Annotated in this window: 5 protein-coding genes and 1 pseudogene; 2 read left to right on the top strand and 4 right to left on the bottom strand. The window is 60.0% G+C overall.

The features are described from left to right. Nucleotides 1-15: 15 nt before the first annotated feature. The 3 genes from M5J06_RS09155 to M5J06_RS09145 are packed head-to-tail and all read right to left on the bottom strand — an operon-like array spanning nt 16 to nt 14,348. Nucleotides 16-6,615 carry a DEAD/DEAH box helicase gene (locus M5J06_RS09155; RefSeq protein WP_250224477.1) on the bottom strand — a complete coding sequence of 2,200 codons (6,600 nt, stop codon included), beginning with the start codon at nt 6,613-6,615 and terminating at the stop codon, nt 16-18. Between the two features lie 51 nt (nt 6,616-6,666). Then, the gene (locus tag M5J06_RS09150) at nt 6,667-11,325 is read right to left on the bottom strand and encodes an Eco57I restriction-modification methylase domain-containing protein (protein WP_250224476.1); all 4,659 of its coding nucleotides are present in this window, start codon (nt 11,323-11,325) and stop codon (nt 6,667-6,669) included. Further along, nucleotides 11,325-14,348, bottom strand: a complete 3,024-nt coding sequence (locus M5J06_RS09145; RefSeq protein WP_250224475.1) for a DEAD/DEAH box helicase — start codon at nt 14,346-14,348, stop codon at nt 11,325-11,327. The genes M5J06_RS09150 and M5J06_RS09145 overlap by 1 nt, the downstream gene beginning before the upstream one ends. A 275-nt stretch (nt 14,349-14,623) precedes the next feature. On the opposite strand from M5J06_RS09145, the gene M5J06_RS09140 reads away from it, so the two are divergent. Together M5J06_RS09140 and M5J06_RS09135 are read left to right on the top strand one after the other, a co-directional pair. Continuing rightward, entirely contained in the window at nt 14,624-15,193 is a 570-nt protein-coding gene (locus M5J06_RS09140; RefSeq protein WP_250224474.1) for a hypothetical protein, read from the top strand. Nucleotides 15,194-15,221: 28 nt separating this feature from the next. Continuing rightward, nucleotides 15,222-16,016, top strand: a complete 795-nt coding sequence (locus M5J06_RS09135; RefSeq protein WP_250224473.1) for an AbiTii domain-containing protein — start codon at nt 15,222-15,224, stop codon at nt 16,014-16,016. A 285-nt stretch (nt 16,017-16,301) separates the two neighbouring features. Here M5J06_RS09135 and M5J06_RS09130 read toward each other — a convergent pair. Then, nucleotides 16,302-16,692, bottom strand: a pseudogene (locus M5J06_RS09130) (hypothetical protein); the annotation flags it as partial.

The following is a 16,692-nucleotide window of genomic DNA, read 5'->3' as shown; positions in this document are numbered from 1 at the left end:
TTTAAAGTCAGCGGATCAGGAGGCGCTCAGCGCCGCGGTCAGGGAATCAGGAACGGAATCAAAGTCAGCGCCGAAGACGGCATAGCCCTCGGCCTCGAAGCTAGCGCGAAGGTCGTCGGCGTCCTCGGCAAAGAGCAGCAGCACCTTGTACTGCGGCCACTGCGCCACCACCGGAACACCGGAAACCTCACCGCCCACGGAATCAGCATCCGGCTCGGGCAAGCCCGCCGCCGCCATAACTCGCAGCGCTGCCGCCACCTCCGGCTCGTCGGCGAAGGCATCCACTGCCTCGGCCCACCCAAGAGTCATTTCGACCACTGCCGCTGGCTCGGTAGGCTCTGAGACTGGAGTATCCGGAAGCACCTCGCGTGCCACAGCATCTTCCACTGCGGACTCAATCACTTCTACCTGTGCAAGCATCGGGTCCAGATATGCCATGTTGCTTAAGCTCAAGAACAGCCTCCAGGCACTTAAGTTTTCTGAGACATTGGTGGAATCAAATCGAACGCGACGACGCATCTTTGCAGCACCGACGGTGACAGTACTGAGATATGTCTTCTCAAAACCGTCTACGACCGCCCTTCCTCCGTGAGCCGCTTGAGCAAATGCCGCTTCACTGAATAGCGACCATTTTTGTTCCGGATGCATCAATAGTTCTAACAGCTGTGTCAAAGGATCTTTCTCCAATTGGAGAAGATCATCCAATGACAAGTCGCTTCCTTCGACAATTGGAGAATAGAGTTTCGGCTCTGTCCACACCGGCGGGGCCGGCGGATCCTTGCGCACTGTTGCCTGCCGGGCATCGATGTCCTGCCACGTCAGCGACCACGGCAGGTAGCCCAACTCGTAGAGACCGTTGCGCTTATCAAAGTCATCCTTCACCCGGTTGTGCACCGCACTGGCGTGGAAGGCCTCGCCGTCGAGGTAGACGGCGATATCACGGATGGCACTATCGCGCGTGGAGAAGACGAAGTCCGGGATGGTTCCGCCAATCTGTTTTTGCTCCTCCATGACCCAATCATGGCGCGAGTCATCAAAGCTGATGTCCCACTGCGCGTGGTTACCCTTCATGGATTCCACCACCGTGGCGCCCTCCTTCTTCAGGTCCGCGCGCAGCTGCTCCACAAAGCGCTGCTCCAGCTTGGACTGCTCGCTGCGCTCCGGGCGCTCCTCGGTGAGATGGCCCTCCCAACTAAAGGAAGCGGGATCGGCATCAGTAGAGACCTGGAGGTCATCCGCCAGAATCTTGCGCAGCGCTACCACCGCGGCCTCACGGGAGGTCTGCGGGATCTGACTGCTGCGTGCGAAGGGCAGCAAACAGGACGGGCAGCACTGCCGCGCTTCCTCAGCGCAGTGGCAAGAGGCCAAGCGACGGTAAGCCACGAGCAGCATCTGGCGCACGTGTGCCGGTTCCGTGAACTGCGCCAGATACCCGGTACCACCCGGCACGGTGTCATGAATCAGCAGCATATCCACCGGGCTGCCATCGGAATCCACGCGCACCGGCTCCACATCCAGGTGGTCCGGGTTGCCGCCCAGGTACTCCTTAAAGCCCAGCTTCAGCGCCGCCACCAAGGAGGGCAGCGTGGTGGACTCCACCATGCCCAACAACGCCGGCAGGTGCACCAGCACCGCCTGCGTGCCCAGGCTGCGCCCCAGCGCAAAGCTAATGGAGTGCTCCTCAGCGGCGTTACGGTATTCGCACCACGGCGCGTGGTCCTGCCAGCGGTTCGCGCCCACATCGGAATCCAAGTGCCCGCAGCGCTCGCACACGCGGAACAGCGGCGCCTCGCACTCCACGGCAGCAAAGGTGCGCTGGCTGCCGCCGCCCAAGCGGCCCAGGTTCAGCCACCGCATCTCCACGTGCGCCAGGTACTCCATGCCGAAACCGGAATCGGACAGGTACCAGGCTTTACCGCGCCCACCTTCGGGCACGTCAAAGCTCAGCTGCGTGTGGAAGCGCAGGGAGGTGCGGTCATCAGAGATGTCATTAATAGCGGAGCGCGCCGCGTCCACGGTGGCGTAGACCTTGGTCATTTCCACCACATTGATGAGCTGGTCCCTATCCGCAAATCCCTTGGCCCCGCACTCCGGGCACGCACCTACGTGCGGGGCGGCCACGGCCACCTCCTCATCGCTGGAGAGCACCGCACCGGTGGCTTCCGAGTAGGAGCATTCCGGGCACAGGCGCCATTGCGTCAGCGCCGAGTGGTGCTCACCCAACTCCACCGAGTCCACCTTCGCGCCCACGCCCTGCACGTAGAATGTATTGCCGGGGGCTAGCTCCGTCAGCGCCGAGGAGACACCGCGGCTATAGCTATAGGTCTCCGTCTCAAATTTCTGTACCTCCTCGTTGAAGGAGGAGACAGCCAGGTTGAACTCCACGGCATCATCCAACAACGTGAAGTTCGGCAGCAGCCCGAAGCGCTCCAAGGCACTAATCCAATACTCATCGGCGTGGTCCTCCAGCTGCTTGCGCACAAACCTCTGGGAAGCCACCGTGGCATCAAACTGGTTCTTCAGCTCATCATCCTCCACCGCGGAGGCCTCCACGCGTGCCTTCAACTCCGTCACGCGCTTGCTCAGCACCTCCAGGCGGGACAGAAGCAGCTTCTGCGTGGCACCCCAGCGCTCACGCGCGGATTGCAAGTCCGTCACCATGCCAGACGCAGCACCATCCGAACCCGGCAGGCACCAGCCACGCAGCTCATCCAACACCTCCGCCGAAGCATGCTGCGCCACCGTAGCCGCAAAACGTTCATAGGCCGCCAACACCACCGAGGGAGAGAGCTCCACCAGCGCATCAATCACTGAGTAGCTGGCATACGTAAACACATCACGCGCACTACGCAGCTGCTCCACTGAGCTCGCCACATCAGTGCTATCCAGCAGGTAGGCCACGAACTGGCGGTGCATAATATCGCGCGCGGACAAATACGCCGCGGGCGCTGTCACCGAACCAGCGATGGTCTCCAGCGGGTGCTCCAAGGTGGTCAGCGCACGCCCGCGCCCGCGCACCAGCGCCACGATGAGGGAGTTACCCGTCAAACGCCCGGCGCGTCCCACGCGCTGCACGTAGCTGGCCACCGTGTGCGGCATGGAGGACAGCATCACCGTGGACAGATCACCGATGTCGATACCCATCTCCAGTGTCGGCGTGGCCACGAGCACGTTCGGCGCCGAGGCGGACTGCTGCGCAAAGGGCCGCTTGAACTCATCCTCCAGCTCCTTGCGCCGTGGCGTGGGCACCAGGCCGGTGTGCTCTTCTGCCACCACGGTGCGGGTATTCGCGCTGCGGTAAAGCCGCTGGTAGTAGTTGTCCTCCACGCCCACCGGCACGAAGTGCCCGGTACAGGACAACGTAAAGCACGCCACCGAAGACATCGCCTCACGCGCTGCGGCATCCACGCCCACGCGCAGGTGGCACACCGGGCATTCCAACAACCCCGGCTCGGTTTCTTCGCGCACGATGATGTTGCCCGGGTCCAGCGCATACACGCGCCCGCCGGTGGCCGTCGGTACGGAGAACACCACTTCCTCGAACTCGAGCTGCTTGAACAGCTCCGCCACCTGGTTGGCTGCATCAAACGCACTGCTTGTCGACGCCCCCAGCGCCGCCTTCGTCCACCGTGCATACCAGCCCTTCTGGGAATCCAGCGGCATCGTCGCGTTATTATCGCGCTTGCCCAACGCCCCCTTGAGCGCCGCCCCCGCACGCGGGAATTTCGGCGCACCACCGCGCACGAACGCAGGTATTCCCTTGGCACGCGCCTGGCGGCGGTTAAGCAACCACGGGTTGCAGTCTTGGCGCAGGTATTCCTTGAGCCACGGATGTGCAATGCCACCGGCAATGCGCATGTACTCCACCACGCCGCGCGCCCAGGCCAGCAGCTCCGCATCCGAGGCGAGAGTCCCCGCCACCGCACGCGCCGCCGACAGCAGCACCGCATCATCAACGCCCACCGACACCGACAGCGTCCCGGTCGTCACCAACGAGCGCGGCAGATCCACCCTGTCACCGAACTGCAACGCCAAGTCCAAATCCAAGCGCGACTGCAACGCCGCCAGCGCACGCCGCTGCTCCGCAGCACCAGCGCCCTTCTCCCACACCGCCCGGTAGCGCGGCGACTCCTTCAACTGCGGCGGCAACAACTCATAGAGCGCCCTCGCCCGCACCGCCGGCTCCGACTCCGCACGCGCATGCTCCACCATGCGCGCCGCCACCGACGACAACGGCACGCCTGCGGACGAAGATGCCGTCGTTTCAGACGACGAAGACGATTCAGAGGAATCAGCAAACGAGCGAACCGCTCGCCAAATTCGCGCACGCAGCGCGAAAGCACGCGCACGGCTTTGCACGAAGCCTGCGCGGTGCGCGGCATCCTGCACTGAGTCCGCGAAGACCAGAGTTTTCTTCTCTGCGGAATCAAGGTCATCCATGCCGAAGAGGTTGCTCAGTGCCACTGAGAGCAAGGTGGCAACCGAGGAACCCAAGAAGCGCATTGCATCGTCTTCACCACAGGACGGGCACTGCTGCGCCTTCGCGCGCTCCTCCGCATCTTCGCCGGAGTACACCAACACCGGCACCACGGGGGACTCCTCCATGGTCTCCTCATCCGGTGCTTGCGGCGTTAATCCCGGCAAGTCCAGATTCAACCACGCCACGCGGGAGCTCTCACCGTCTGCGCGCGTAACGCCCTGTGCCACCTCACTCGTGGCATCAATGAGCGGACGCTGCCGCTCGGGCGCGCTGATAGCGATGCGGCGAATCTCTTGCGGTGCGGTGACATACGTGTCGCCACCAGGCTGCTCCGCCAGCATCCATCCGGATCGCCCACAGTGGCGGCAGTAGATCGCCGGCAACCACGCCTTGGGCGCATCACCTGCAGCCTGCACCGTGTGCGCGCCCATGCCACCATCGTCGGACCACCTGAACACCGATGTGCGCGACGATGACGCCACTGCCCTATCGATGCGGGAGATTTCACGCACCCACAAATGCAGCTCCACACCGGGGAACTTCTTTCCATCCCAGCCCAACGCATCACCGAGCTCCGCGCGCACATATGCAATAAAGGACAACGTCAGGGACAAGAACTCGACTGCCAACTCGCGGTGGCTGCGTAGCACGCTGGCCGGGAACACTCGCGATACCAGCGGTTCCACCGCAGCAATATCGGTACCCGGAACACCAGCTTCACCGTGCTCCAGCGGCACCGGCGTTGCGGCCTCCCGCAGTATCGCGCACACCAATTCATTACCGGCCATTGCTAGAACCGAGTCAGCCAAGTCCGGGGAAGAATTCAAGCCAGGCAAAGAACCGAAGACGTGCCGGCTCATCGCCTCAAACACCGCCACATCAAACGACGATGCATCTTCAGCAGAACCTGAAACAGCAACCGCAGCCGCCACCTCATCAACGACGTTCTGCATTACCTCCACCGAAGGCGTTGGCGTCACTGGCGGAAACACTTCAGCAACATCGGAGCTCGAAAAGTCTTCGTCGTTTGAAACGACGGCACGCAGCTTCGCCACCAATGGCTCGACCGTGGATTGCCACTCCTCCACGGTCATGAGTGTCTCCCCGACCACGGCATCCGGCGGCATCTGCTCGCCAAAGACCGTGTAAGCAAAAGACAACATATCGCTATGCGATGCCGCCGAATCTCGACCGGAGTCTTTGGTGGCTCCGGCGCTTTCGGCATCTTCGGAACCTTCGGTGCTTTCGGTGCTCTTGTCCCCCAACGTTGCGGAGGTCGCCACCGGCGTTACCTTGCCCAAAGGACGCTTTTCGTCCTCAGGCGAAAGGAAGCCCTCGGGTTGATACTTCTTGAGCATCAATCCCAGTCGGCGCAGCAGCATAGCCACATCGGTGCCCTGGGCTGCGTCATAAGTGTGGAACTCATCCAGCACCAAATACTGCAAAGACCGCGCGGATTTCTCCCACAGCTCGCGGTCTTGCTCACGCAGCAGCAACTGGTCCAACATCTTGTAATTCGTCAGCAAGATATCCGGCGGGGTATCGCGCAGCACCGAACGGTCAGAAATCAGACCATCCTTCGATACCTTCCTGCGTCCACCAGAAACCACCTCGCCGGTGTAAATACCCGCCGTCACCCCGGCGAGCTCAGCCTCGGCATGCAGCAGTTTGGCCAAACGGCGTTCCTGATCGGATGCCAGCGCGTTCATCGGGTACAGAATCAACGCCTTGATTCCGCTGCCATTAGACCGACGGCAATGATCCAGAATCGGATAGAGGAAGGACTCCGTCTTACCCGAACCGGTACCCGTCACGACCAACGTGGGCGACGGTCGCCGCTTCGAACCCGTCGAATAATCAAACGAGGACAACCGCTCGAATGCCTCAGCCTGGTGGCGATAAGGCTTGAAACCAGACGGCAGCCAACCCAGAATCCCGTCCCAAGACTTCGCCGGTGCATACGGCAAGCGCGTGCGCACATACGGCCCGTAGAACATGCCGCCCTGCGGATCGTTGAGGAACTCCCGCAGCTGCTGGGAAGTCAGATCCTCTGCCAGCGAGAAGGTCGTGGTGAGGTACTCCGACAACCCGTCAACAATGTGGGTGGAGGCGTAAGTAGGGATGAGGCTCGACATAAGGTGCTACTTCAATACTTTCGGTCTTCGCTTCGCTTCTGGCTTCCGGAACTATTGCTGGTTCATCATCGCAGCATACTTTTCATACGCCGCAGTCAAGTCCGCTTCACGGTCCAATGGTGCAAACGGATATTCAAAGACGTACTCGACTCCCGACTGCGGATGCGTCCACGTGCGTTCTTCCTCCGAGAGCTGTTGTCCGTCCTTAAGTTTCTTCTCCAGCTTCAAAACGTCTTTTGGAACTTTGCGACCATTAGCGTCGTACAAGTCTTCCTGGTCATAGCGTCGCATCACCGGGAACTGCGTCCGATAGATCATCAGCAACTCATCCAGCGTTACACCCAACGACAGCGCCACCATGGCGTCAATTTCATTCTGAGCTTGGAAGCGGTCGCGGGCATTGCGAACTGGTGCGTCGGTTGTCCAAGTGCTTTTAGTAGCGGACTCCCAAAGCTCAGCGTAAGCCCTAGTAAGACAATTCAATTGCAGGTACTTAGCAACGAGCTCTGCTTGGAAACGCCGTGGATAGGGCAATCCATTAATCGTGCTTGGATGAAGATCTGAAGGGCTCAAGCTACGGACAAGAAAATCGATGATGAATGAAGACATTCCCGCCCCGACCAAAGCCATATGCGTTACCTTTTTCGGGGATCCAGCACTTTGAATTGGGTGAACATGGGCCGCCCCTGACGGAATTATGGCTGGATACAGCGTACGGAATCCGGTAGTAGCAGCCATACGACGCCATGCGACACGATAATGGTCCTTCACCAACACCGTTTCACCGTCTATCTCCCATACTCCGTAATCACGGTCATAAGAATCAACCGAGCGATTAGGGAGGTATGCCGTCGCAGGAATGAAGTCTTCAGAGATAGCCTCGAGATCAATCTCGGACCAGTCCAAATTGTTTTTCATCGTCGGATTCGGCTGCTTGACCACTGGAGTCGAAACACCGAGATGAGGCCCTTGAAGGATCACGTCGTGCCAGGAATCGGGATGCTGCCAAGAAGAATCAAAGTAGCCCTTCTTCTTGTCGATTGACTCATCCCAGCCTCTAGAAAACTGTAGCCCCAATTCCTTAATGCGCGGTGCCTCGGCAAGCTTGGCTAAGACTGCTGCAGCTTCGCTGTTCACTGAATAGACGGTACGGGTCTCAAGCAGTGGAGTACCCGGTTCCTCAATGATCGAGTTCCACACCTTGAGGGTCTCTTCGTCGACGGTGATGATGCGGTCGCGGTGTGGACGCAAGTCCCAATTATCGTTGTCATCTTTTACACCAGGCATGGGCCCAGTGCCATCATGCTTCAAAGACTCCACGTAGGTCTTCGGATGGTACAAATGAACTGCCTGTTTGAAGCTCACTTTGTCACGTGCAGATCCATAAACATGAATTCCATAGTGACGTGTATGCCCCATATCGAAAAGAACTAACTCATTCTTTACTTCGAGGTGAGTACGCAGCCGTCGATAAGCACCCGCCCTCAACGCCGCGGCCTTCTTCTCAGTGAAGTGGGACTCGGGGTGAATGAGTGAGATGATGCCGTTCTCGGCGGCATTGGCCCACGTGCGTTCCATGAAACCACGGTAGAGATCGGGCTGTTGGTTTTGCAGGTGGGGGTAGCGGGTGACGTCGCCAAGCACTGCGGAGGTGACCACTGCTTCCGCAAGTCCCTTGGAGAGGGTCTCCAGGACGGCGTCGTTGCCGGCGAGGAGTTCGCGGCGTTGTTTCTTCTCTGTCTGGGTGGGCTTGTTGGCAAGGCTGAACCACGGGTCATGCTCAGACAGCAGGGCGTCCATGTCAGTGCGCGGGCGTACCCACGGCGGGTTGCCTACCTGGAAGTCGAAGCCGCCCTTGGCCATGACGGTTGCGAAATCCAGGTCCCAGTGGAAGAAGGCTTGTTCCTGGGAAATGGTGTTGGCGGTTATCAGCCAGGGGTGCGCTTCGAGGACGTCCTCGTAGTGGAGGCGTCCGGAGATGGAGCGGTCGAGTGATTCAACGTAGTCCAGTTCATCCCAAGACATGTCGAAGCCGAAGGCGTACTGGTTGTCCTTGCGGTAGCGCTTCTGGCCTTCGTTGGGGATGCCGAGGAGGTCCTGCATGGTGGCGAGGTACTCGGTGATATCGGGAAGCTCGTCCGTGGCGGTGACTGGCCAGTACCAGAGAGCGTTCCAGGCGTTCATCGCGGTGCGCAGGCGAAGGTAGGCGCCTTCGTTGTTCTGGAGGAGTTCTTCCTCCACCTGGGCGCGGGTGACCACATCCGCGCGCTTGGCGGTGTTGGGCTCCTGGCCCCACAGATCCAGGTCACGGCGGACTTGGTCCTCGGCGATGCGCAGGCGGATAAGGGACAGCTCCCAGAGGCGCTCAACCTGATTAGACAGTGCGGTGGCGAGCTTGGTCTGCGTCTTGTTCAGTGGCTTGCAGATGGACTTTTGCCAGGCCTTCATGGCCTTGATTTCTTCCGCGGCGAGGTTCTTTAAGTCCTTGGCGCCGACTGCGCTTCCCCAGCCGTGGCTGGGGACTAGGAAGTGGTGGATGCGGCCGGTGGGGTGCTGGTCCGTCTCGTTGGCATCGATGGCATCCGCTAGTTGTTTCAGCGGATGGTGCTGCGGGGTCAGCGTGAGATAGTTCTGAACCCCCTTCTTCTTCGATGCGGTGGTGGACACCTCCTTGGCGCTGAAGGTGGAGCGGGTGGCACCCACCAGGGAGTTGCCGTGGCGCAGGTGCAGACCGAACCAGGGGGCTTTGAGCTCCTTGGTCATGGTGTTGAGCCACAGGGAGATTTCGGCGAGCTCCACGGCGGTTTTGTTGAGGTCCACGCCGTAGACCTGGTGCAGTGCGATGGAAGCCTTGACCTTTTGCAGCTCCTGGGTGCGGTCCTCACCGGGGATTTCCTTGCCCAGTTCGGCTTGCTTCTTGTTCAGGTAGAGCTCTGCGAGCTGGTTGACGGCTTCCACGGCGAAGGCACCGGAGCCCATGGCGGGCTCGCAGATGGTGAGGGTGAGGATGTCATCGGCGTTGTCGATGCGGCCGGTTGCTTTGAGTTCTTCGATGGCCTGGCCCACGGTGAACTCGGTGATGACGGGTGGTGAGTAGAAGGACGCGGAGCGCTCGCGGTCACGGGAGGACTGGCGGTAGACAAAGCTGCCGCGGGCGTGGGTGCGCTGGACGCGTTCCACACCACCGTGTTCGCTTTCGCGGTCTTCGTAGACGATGGAATCCTGCGGGAGCGTGCGCGCTTGTGGTTCGGGGACCACCCAGGAGCCCTTGGAAGGATCGCCGTGCTTGGCTACTTCTACGAGGTCTTCTTGGGCGATGAAGCCGGTATAGGACATCAGGCCCTCGTAGACCTGGCCCAGCTCAGTCACGCCCAGGGTGGCGTAGGAGATGAAGCCGCGGTCACTGCCGCGCTTTTCTTTTGTGAGAAGGAGGTTCTGCAGGACCTTGTGCAGTGCCAGGTTGGAGAGCTTGACCTCATCGATGTAGGAGGTGGCTTCAGACTTGAACAGGTCCGCGTCGAGGTTGCGGAATTCCAGGCCGTCTTCAGTGGCGTTGGCGTCGAAAAGCTCGGCGTTCTCATCGTGCGGATCGTGGCCGCGGTTGACGCGCTCGAAGAGCAGCTGGAGGCTTTCGTAAAGGTGCGTGCCGTTCTGGGTGCGGTGCGTGGTGGGCTCGGTGAGGATGAGGTCACGAAGGCGGGAGAGGCCATAGCCTTCGTCGTAGTCGTTGTCCCCGGTGGGCAGGATTTGGAGTTCCGGAGAGGATTCGGCGAAGAGGAGGAAGAGGATGCGGTAGAGGTAGCGCAGGGCTTGGTTGGCCAGTTCGTTGCCGTCGATATCGGTGGTGGCATTGTTTTGCGCTCTCCGCTGCAGGACGTCGTTGCCGATGATCTCAATCGAGGCCTTGATGGCACCGCGCAGTTCCTCGGAGACTTTGACGGAGTGCTCGCGGGCTTGGGCTAGGGTGTCGAGCCACCAGGTGGTGCCGTCGGCACCGCGCATGGTGTGCTCGGCGGCGAGGATAGAGACGACTCGTGGGAGTTCGCCTTTGGCTTTCTGGTCGTTGCGCTCAACGGCCAGGCCTAGGTCCACGGCGAGGTAGCGGCCCAGCGGCCAGGTTTCGCGCTCCGCTAGGACTGCCCAGCGGCCGGCGAGGACCAGGATGAGGTCGGGGGCTTGCTCAGTGAGGAAGAGCTCGCCGACGAGCTTGGCGGCAGTGATGTCGAGGGCCTTGGCCTCACCGTTGGAGTTTGTGTTGCCCAGCTCTGGGGAGACGTCGAGAAGCGGCACGGTGGTGAGGTCCTCGACTGAATCCATCTGCCCGGCGCGGAGGAGGACCAGGGAGTGGTTCTTGTCCGCAGCGGCGGTCAGCATGAGGGGCTGGCCGTTGCGGGAGAATTCCAGGCGCTGTGGCTGCGGGTGGCCGAAGGCCGCGGAGACGAGGTCGTAGACCTCATGCAGCGAGTCGTCGGTTGCCTCCATGGAGAGCGCGGAGAGCTCGGTGTGCAGTGCTTCCCTGCGGGAGGTCAGGCGCAGCAGCGGGGATTGGGCGTGCTCGTGGCCAGCGTTCTTGGCGTCCTTATCCGTTGCTTTCCACTCTTTGACGGACTCCTCCACGCGCTTGCCAAAGGAACTGCCTTTGTCATCGGTGGTGAGGTAGTAATCCGAGATCCATTCCTCGACGTTGATGATGGAATCGAAGTCTGCCATTAGCGTGCCTCTGCTTCGTTGGTGGTGGTGTGTGCGGCGGTTGTCGGCGCAGTGCTGGTGTGTGCAGCGTCGGTGTCGTCTGGGAGGATGAGTGCGAGTGGGCGCACGAGGGAGCGCTCCGGGGCCATGGATTTCAACAGCTCCTCGTCCTGGTGGATAAGGCGCTTGGTGTCCTTAATCTTGAGGGTCTGCTGGCCGTCGTTGGCCTCCTGCCATTCATCGGCGCGCTGTTGCCAGCCGGCGATGCGCTCCTGGGCGTGGTCCAGGTTGGTGTTCTTGACCACGGTGAGGTGGCTGTGCGCGGCCCCGACGGCGGCGGCGATGAGCTGGCCGGCGGTATCGGGGACGGCGAACTCGCCGGGGTTGATGGCGTTGTCTGTTAGGCCAATGCGGCCCAGCCAGGCATAGATGTCTTCGTGGACCTCAATGTCCACTGCTTGCATGCCGGCGGGGACATTGAAGCCGAAGGGGCCTTCCGTGGCGGTGAGGAAGGTGCGGGAGAGTACCTGGCCGCGGGAGTTGGTCAGGGTTCCCATGAGCAGCAGCGTGGGCGTATCCACCGCGCCGAGTACGGCGGGGATTTCGCTTTGGGCCATGTTCGTCAGTGCGCGGTCGGCGGCCCACTCGGAGACCGGGTGCAGCGGGCCCAAGAAGTGGGCGCGCGGCCAGGACTTCTCCGAGTCGCCTTCGCGCGCGGCCTTGAGGTGTTGGTTGCCGCGGCGCGCGGAGGTGGCGAGCATGAGGCGCTCGGTGACCTTGCGGTAGGACACATAATCCTGGGGCAGGTAGTCAAAGCGCCGGCACAGATCGCGCGGAGGGGCTAGCTCCGCAATGTCATTTTCGTGCAGTACATAGTCCACGCCACCGGCGCTCAACGGTTTATCGGCCGAATCCTGGTAGGCCTCCGCCAGGGCGTCACCGAGGTAGTCCTTCTCCGCGCGGTAGAGGCTGTGGCGCACCGAGCGGCGCGACGGCGCGGGGGCGGCGTCGTTGGTGTGCTCGGTGTTGTTGGTGTGCTCGGCATTGTCGGTGCGCTCGGCGTCGTCCGGGCCGCTGGTGGACGCGGCGGCGAGAAGGGCCCAGATATCGCCGTTCAGGCCGGAAGGGTTAGCGGTCTCCTCAGGTTCGGCGGCACGCGCGGGCTTGGCGTGCGCACCGGTAAGGATCTCCTCCGGGGAGGCTACGACTTCGTCGAAGTCGCGCTCGTGCATGAGCACCGCGCGGATCTCATCCTCCTCCGCCTTGGGGTTGTGCTTGCCCATGAGCGGGGCGGCATCGCCGAGGAGTTGGTTGGCGGAATACTCGCGGTCAATGAGGCGAGTGAGCACGCGCAGCTCACCGATGGAATCGGCCACCTCCGCGTCCTTCGGGTCCAGCAGAAGGGAGGTAATCTCCGGCTCGTGCTCCTGGCCGTAGCGGTCGATGCGGCCGTTGCGCTGCTGGATGCGGATGAGCGACCACGGGATGTCATAGTGCACCAGGTGGTGGCATTGGGCGTGCAGGTTGACGCCTTCGGAGGCGACGTCGCCGGTAATCAGCACGCGCAGAGGGGTGTCGGTGCGCTTGAATTCGTCGATAAGCGCCAGCTGATCCGAGTCTGACAGACCGCCGTGCATGACCTTCACCGCGCCCTGCGGGAGCTTGAGATGCTTGGCGACGTTCTCCTGCAACCACCGCAGCGTCGCCACCCTCTCGGAGAAGATGACGACGCGGCGATCGGAGCCCTTCTTAACGCCTATCTCCATGAGGTAGTCAATGAGTGCTGCGAACTTGTTGGAGTTTTCCTCCGTGACCTTGTTGTTGAGCTCGGCGAGGCGCTCCAGCTTGTCCTGTTCCTTGGGCTTGTCGAGCTTCTGGCGCGCGGCAATGGACTCCGCCAGCGCCGCCGGGGAGGATAGGAAAGCCTTGACCAAGGTCCAGGGGAAGAGGCGATCATTCGCCGTGGTGGCCGGGCCGTTCACCCAATCCTCGGCGATGGCGCGCGCCACGGCGTTTTCCTCCGGGGAGGCATCCACCAGGATGTTGCGGGGCTCGCCGCGCTTGGCCCACTTCTCCCCCACCACGGAGGCGACCTCCGGTGAGTTGCGGTGGCGGCGGATGATGAGCTTCTTCGCGGCCTCCATGTCGATGGAGCCATCCGGGAGGACGGAAAGCGGGTCGAGCAAACGCAGGATTTCCTTGAAGGATTCCTCCCGCCCGTTGTGCGGGGTGGCCGAGGCCAAGATGAGGGACTCGGTGGTCGGCGCCAGCGTGCGTGCCAGCTCATTGTTTTGGGAGCCGGCGTTCGTGGCGTTGTGGATCTCATCGATGACCACGGCGTCCCAGCGGACCTTCTCCAGCTGCGCGCGGTACTTCGGTGCCTTGAGCGTGTCCATGGAGACGATGACGCGTGGGAAGTAGGTAAAGGGGTTCTTCGACGCCGGCAGCTTCTGGCGGACCTTCTGGATGCCCTGGCTGTCCAGGCGCACCAGCGGGATGGCGAAACGCGTCCACAGTTCCTGCTGGAACTGCTCCATGACGTGCTTGGGCGTGACGACGAGTATGCGCTCTCCCCTGCCGCGGCGGATGAGCTCCGCCAGGATCATGCCGATCTCCAGCGTCTTGCCCAGACCGACGGCATCCGCGAGCAGAACGCGCGGGCGGATGCGCTCATCGGAGAGCGCCGACTTCACGGCGGAGAGCTGATAATCCAGCGGGTCCGCCAGCATCTGCGTGGCTACCTCCAACTGCTTTTGGTACAGCGGCACCGGCGTGCGGCGCAGCGTGGACTCCAGCCAAAGGCGGGTGTAGCGAAACTGCGGTGACTCGTCCGGGCGGACGGTGACGTTGGCGGGGTCGAAGACCTCGATGTCATCGAGCGCGGTGAAGAAGGTGGCGGTGGTATCGCGCACGTAGTCGCTCACCCCGCGCGCCCGGATGCGGAAGCCGTCGGTGGTGCGTGCGACGTTGCTGACCAGCCAGTGCTCGTCGCGGCAGAAGATGGTCACGCCGGGGGCGAGCTGGGAGTAGTCGGAAAGGCTCATGGAGTCCAAGGTAGCAGCGGGGATGGACCTTATTGGGCTGATTGGGGCTCAGGAGTTCGAGAACTCTAACGCTGACAACAATCTGTGCTTCATGAGCGCTAGCTCCTAGAATTTGTCACAAGCCCATTGATCGCCAAGTCACGCAGACTTCTCTCGATGAATCCTCAAGCACGCGATAACCTGCAAAGTCAGAGTCTCATACGGATGCACACAAGCAATCCATACGCAAACAGAGCTCACGCTATGCTTTCCCCTTCGCTTGATATCTTAAATCCATGAACCTTTGGCATAGGCGAGACGCCCTTTTGAAGACGATCGTGCAATCTCACAGCGATATTGTCCACTTCAGCGACCTACGACAACACTGCTCTTTACGCGACCAGACTCCCAGTCTGCTGCAATCTGATCTCCATTGGCTGGGTCAACGAGGCTTCATTGATACTTTTGACAGCGCACCCGGAGACATTTCCACTATTCGCGCCCAACCACTTGGAATAGACTTGGTTGAGCACGAGATTTCAATCGAATCGGCGAGTTACCCAAGCAACAAAAGGATCAACATGGAAAGCCAGATAAATTTCAACTCAGGGAACGCGATTAATATTCAGGGGAACCACAACTCCGTCAACCAAAGCAACGAAAACTCACTGGCAGAACAGGCAATTTCCGCTCTTCAAGAAAACGGTGAGCCCGAGAAAGCCGATCAATTGCTGGAGTTACACGAGAAGGAAGGAGCAGCAGCTGCCTTTAAACAGGCGTTTAGCTGGATTACGGACAAAGTACTAGCACCTTCAGCATCTGCGGCGCTGGTTCCCGTAGTCACTAAAGCTATTTCAATGTTTTAGGATATATTTCGATATAGGACACGTACTTGTGAGCACCCTGCAGCAGCTAATAACTGACTTAATTGACGATTCTTCCCCACTTTCTAATTCGCTTCGTCAATTGTTGGCATTTGGGTATCGAGCAAAATCAGCGAGCCTTCAAAATTGGGTACTAGGCGAACTTCAGGGGTACCGAAAAAACAGCGATATTCCCAACTATCGTAGGGATGTTCCACACTCCTATAGCATGTATTACATAGGTGTCGGAGGGTACCGACACCATACTTTTGTGCAACCGTCAGACATACCCAACGAGCTTCGACTAGATGAGAGCAATTTGAAGACCGTAAGGAATTCTATTACGGAGCTCGAATCATTGATACATTCAAAAACGGAACTAGGCATTGAGCTTTCCAAGGCCTGGGTAGGTGAGCATGTTCGACTTTTTAGTGAGGGAAAAGCACCAGGCTATGCGCATATGACTCTAGATCGAGCAGTCGTCCGTTACCCGCAGAATGGCTTGATTCAAATACTGTCAATGACTCGCACTGAAGCACTCAAGCTGGCGCTTGAGTTGGAACAGATTTCCCCAGAGATACTCTCCTCCAAATCAACCTCGAATGTTGAACTTGAGAAAGGAAGACAAACTGCGGAAATCGCGATTGAACAAATGCTGGGAAACGTCACCCTCATCCAAGGTGGTAGCCACAAAAACATCGGCCGCGAAATTCATGATAACCACTCGGAACAAACCAACGTGAATGTGGGAGATTCCATGAATATTCAAGGCGATAATGCTGCTACTTCTGGCCTATTCCCAGAAACCGGACACACCGCGGGCTAGATATGCTGTTTTGGGCAGTGTAGCTAATGCTGCAGCTTCTGCGAGGGCATCGAAATCACCGGAGCTAGTAGAGCGCACCAAAAGCACCCCAATGAGGTGTCGATGGGCCTGACTGTGAAGCTCAGACTGCTGCAGGCCCCCAGTGCAGCAGTACCAGACGGCCACACTGTGTACAGACTCCCCTAACTGAAGTTCTTTCAATTACAGCTATACAGTTCCCGCGGACCATGGCCCATTGATAAGCACAGGTAGTACGTTGCGCTCAGATACCTAGCCTGTCAATCGTTAACTGGGCAGTGATGATGCTTCCTCTTCCCTACGGCTGCTCAAGGAATTCGCCTCTTTTTCTACTTTGTTTTTATCCCCATGCAGATGGCGAAGATGCTGGATAGCAGTCACTGCTATCGCGCCAACGAGCACTACATAAATTCCGATAGTGATCGGAGATGAAATCAGGATTGCAGGGTCCCCTTCAGAAACAGCGAGTGCGCGGCGCAGCTCGGTCTCTGCCAACGGGCCCAGGATGACTCCAATGAGAAGTGGCGCAATCGGCTGTTGCGACCGGCTATTTGGTAGCAGTGTCGTGACTATCTGGTAGCGCTTCAGTGAGTATCTGGTAGCAGCTCGCGGCGCTCGGGGTGATACTTCCGGTAGCCGCACCACTCGGGTGCGGCGC

The organism is Corynebacterium intestinale (assembly GCF_023574125.1).
In the GTDB taxonomy this organism is placed as follows: Bacteria; Actinomycetota; Actinomycetes; order Mycobacteriales; family Mycobacteriaceae; genus Corynebacterium; species Corynebacterium hesseae.
This window is presented reverse-complemented; position numbering and strand designations above follow the sequence as displayed.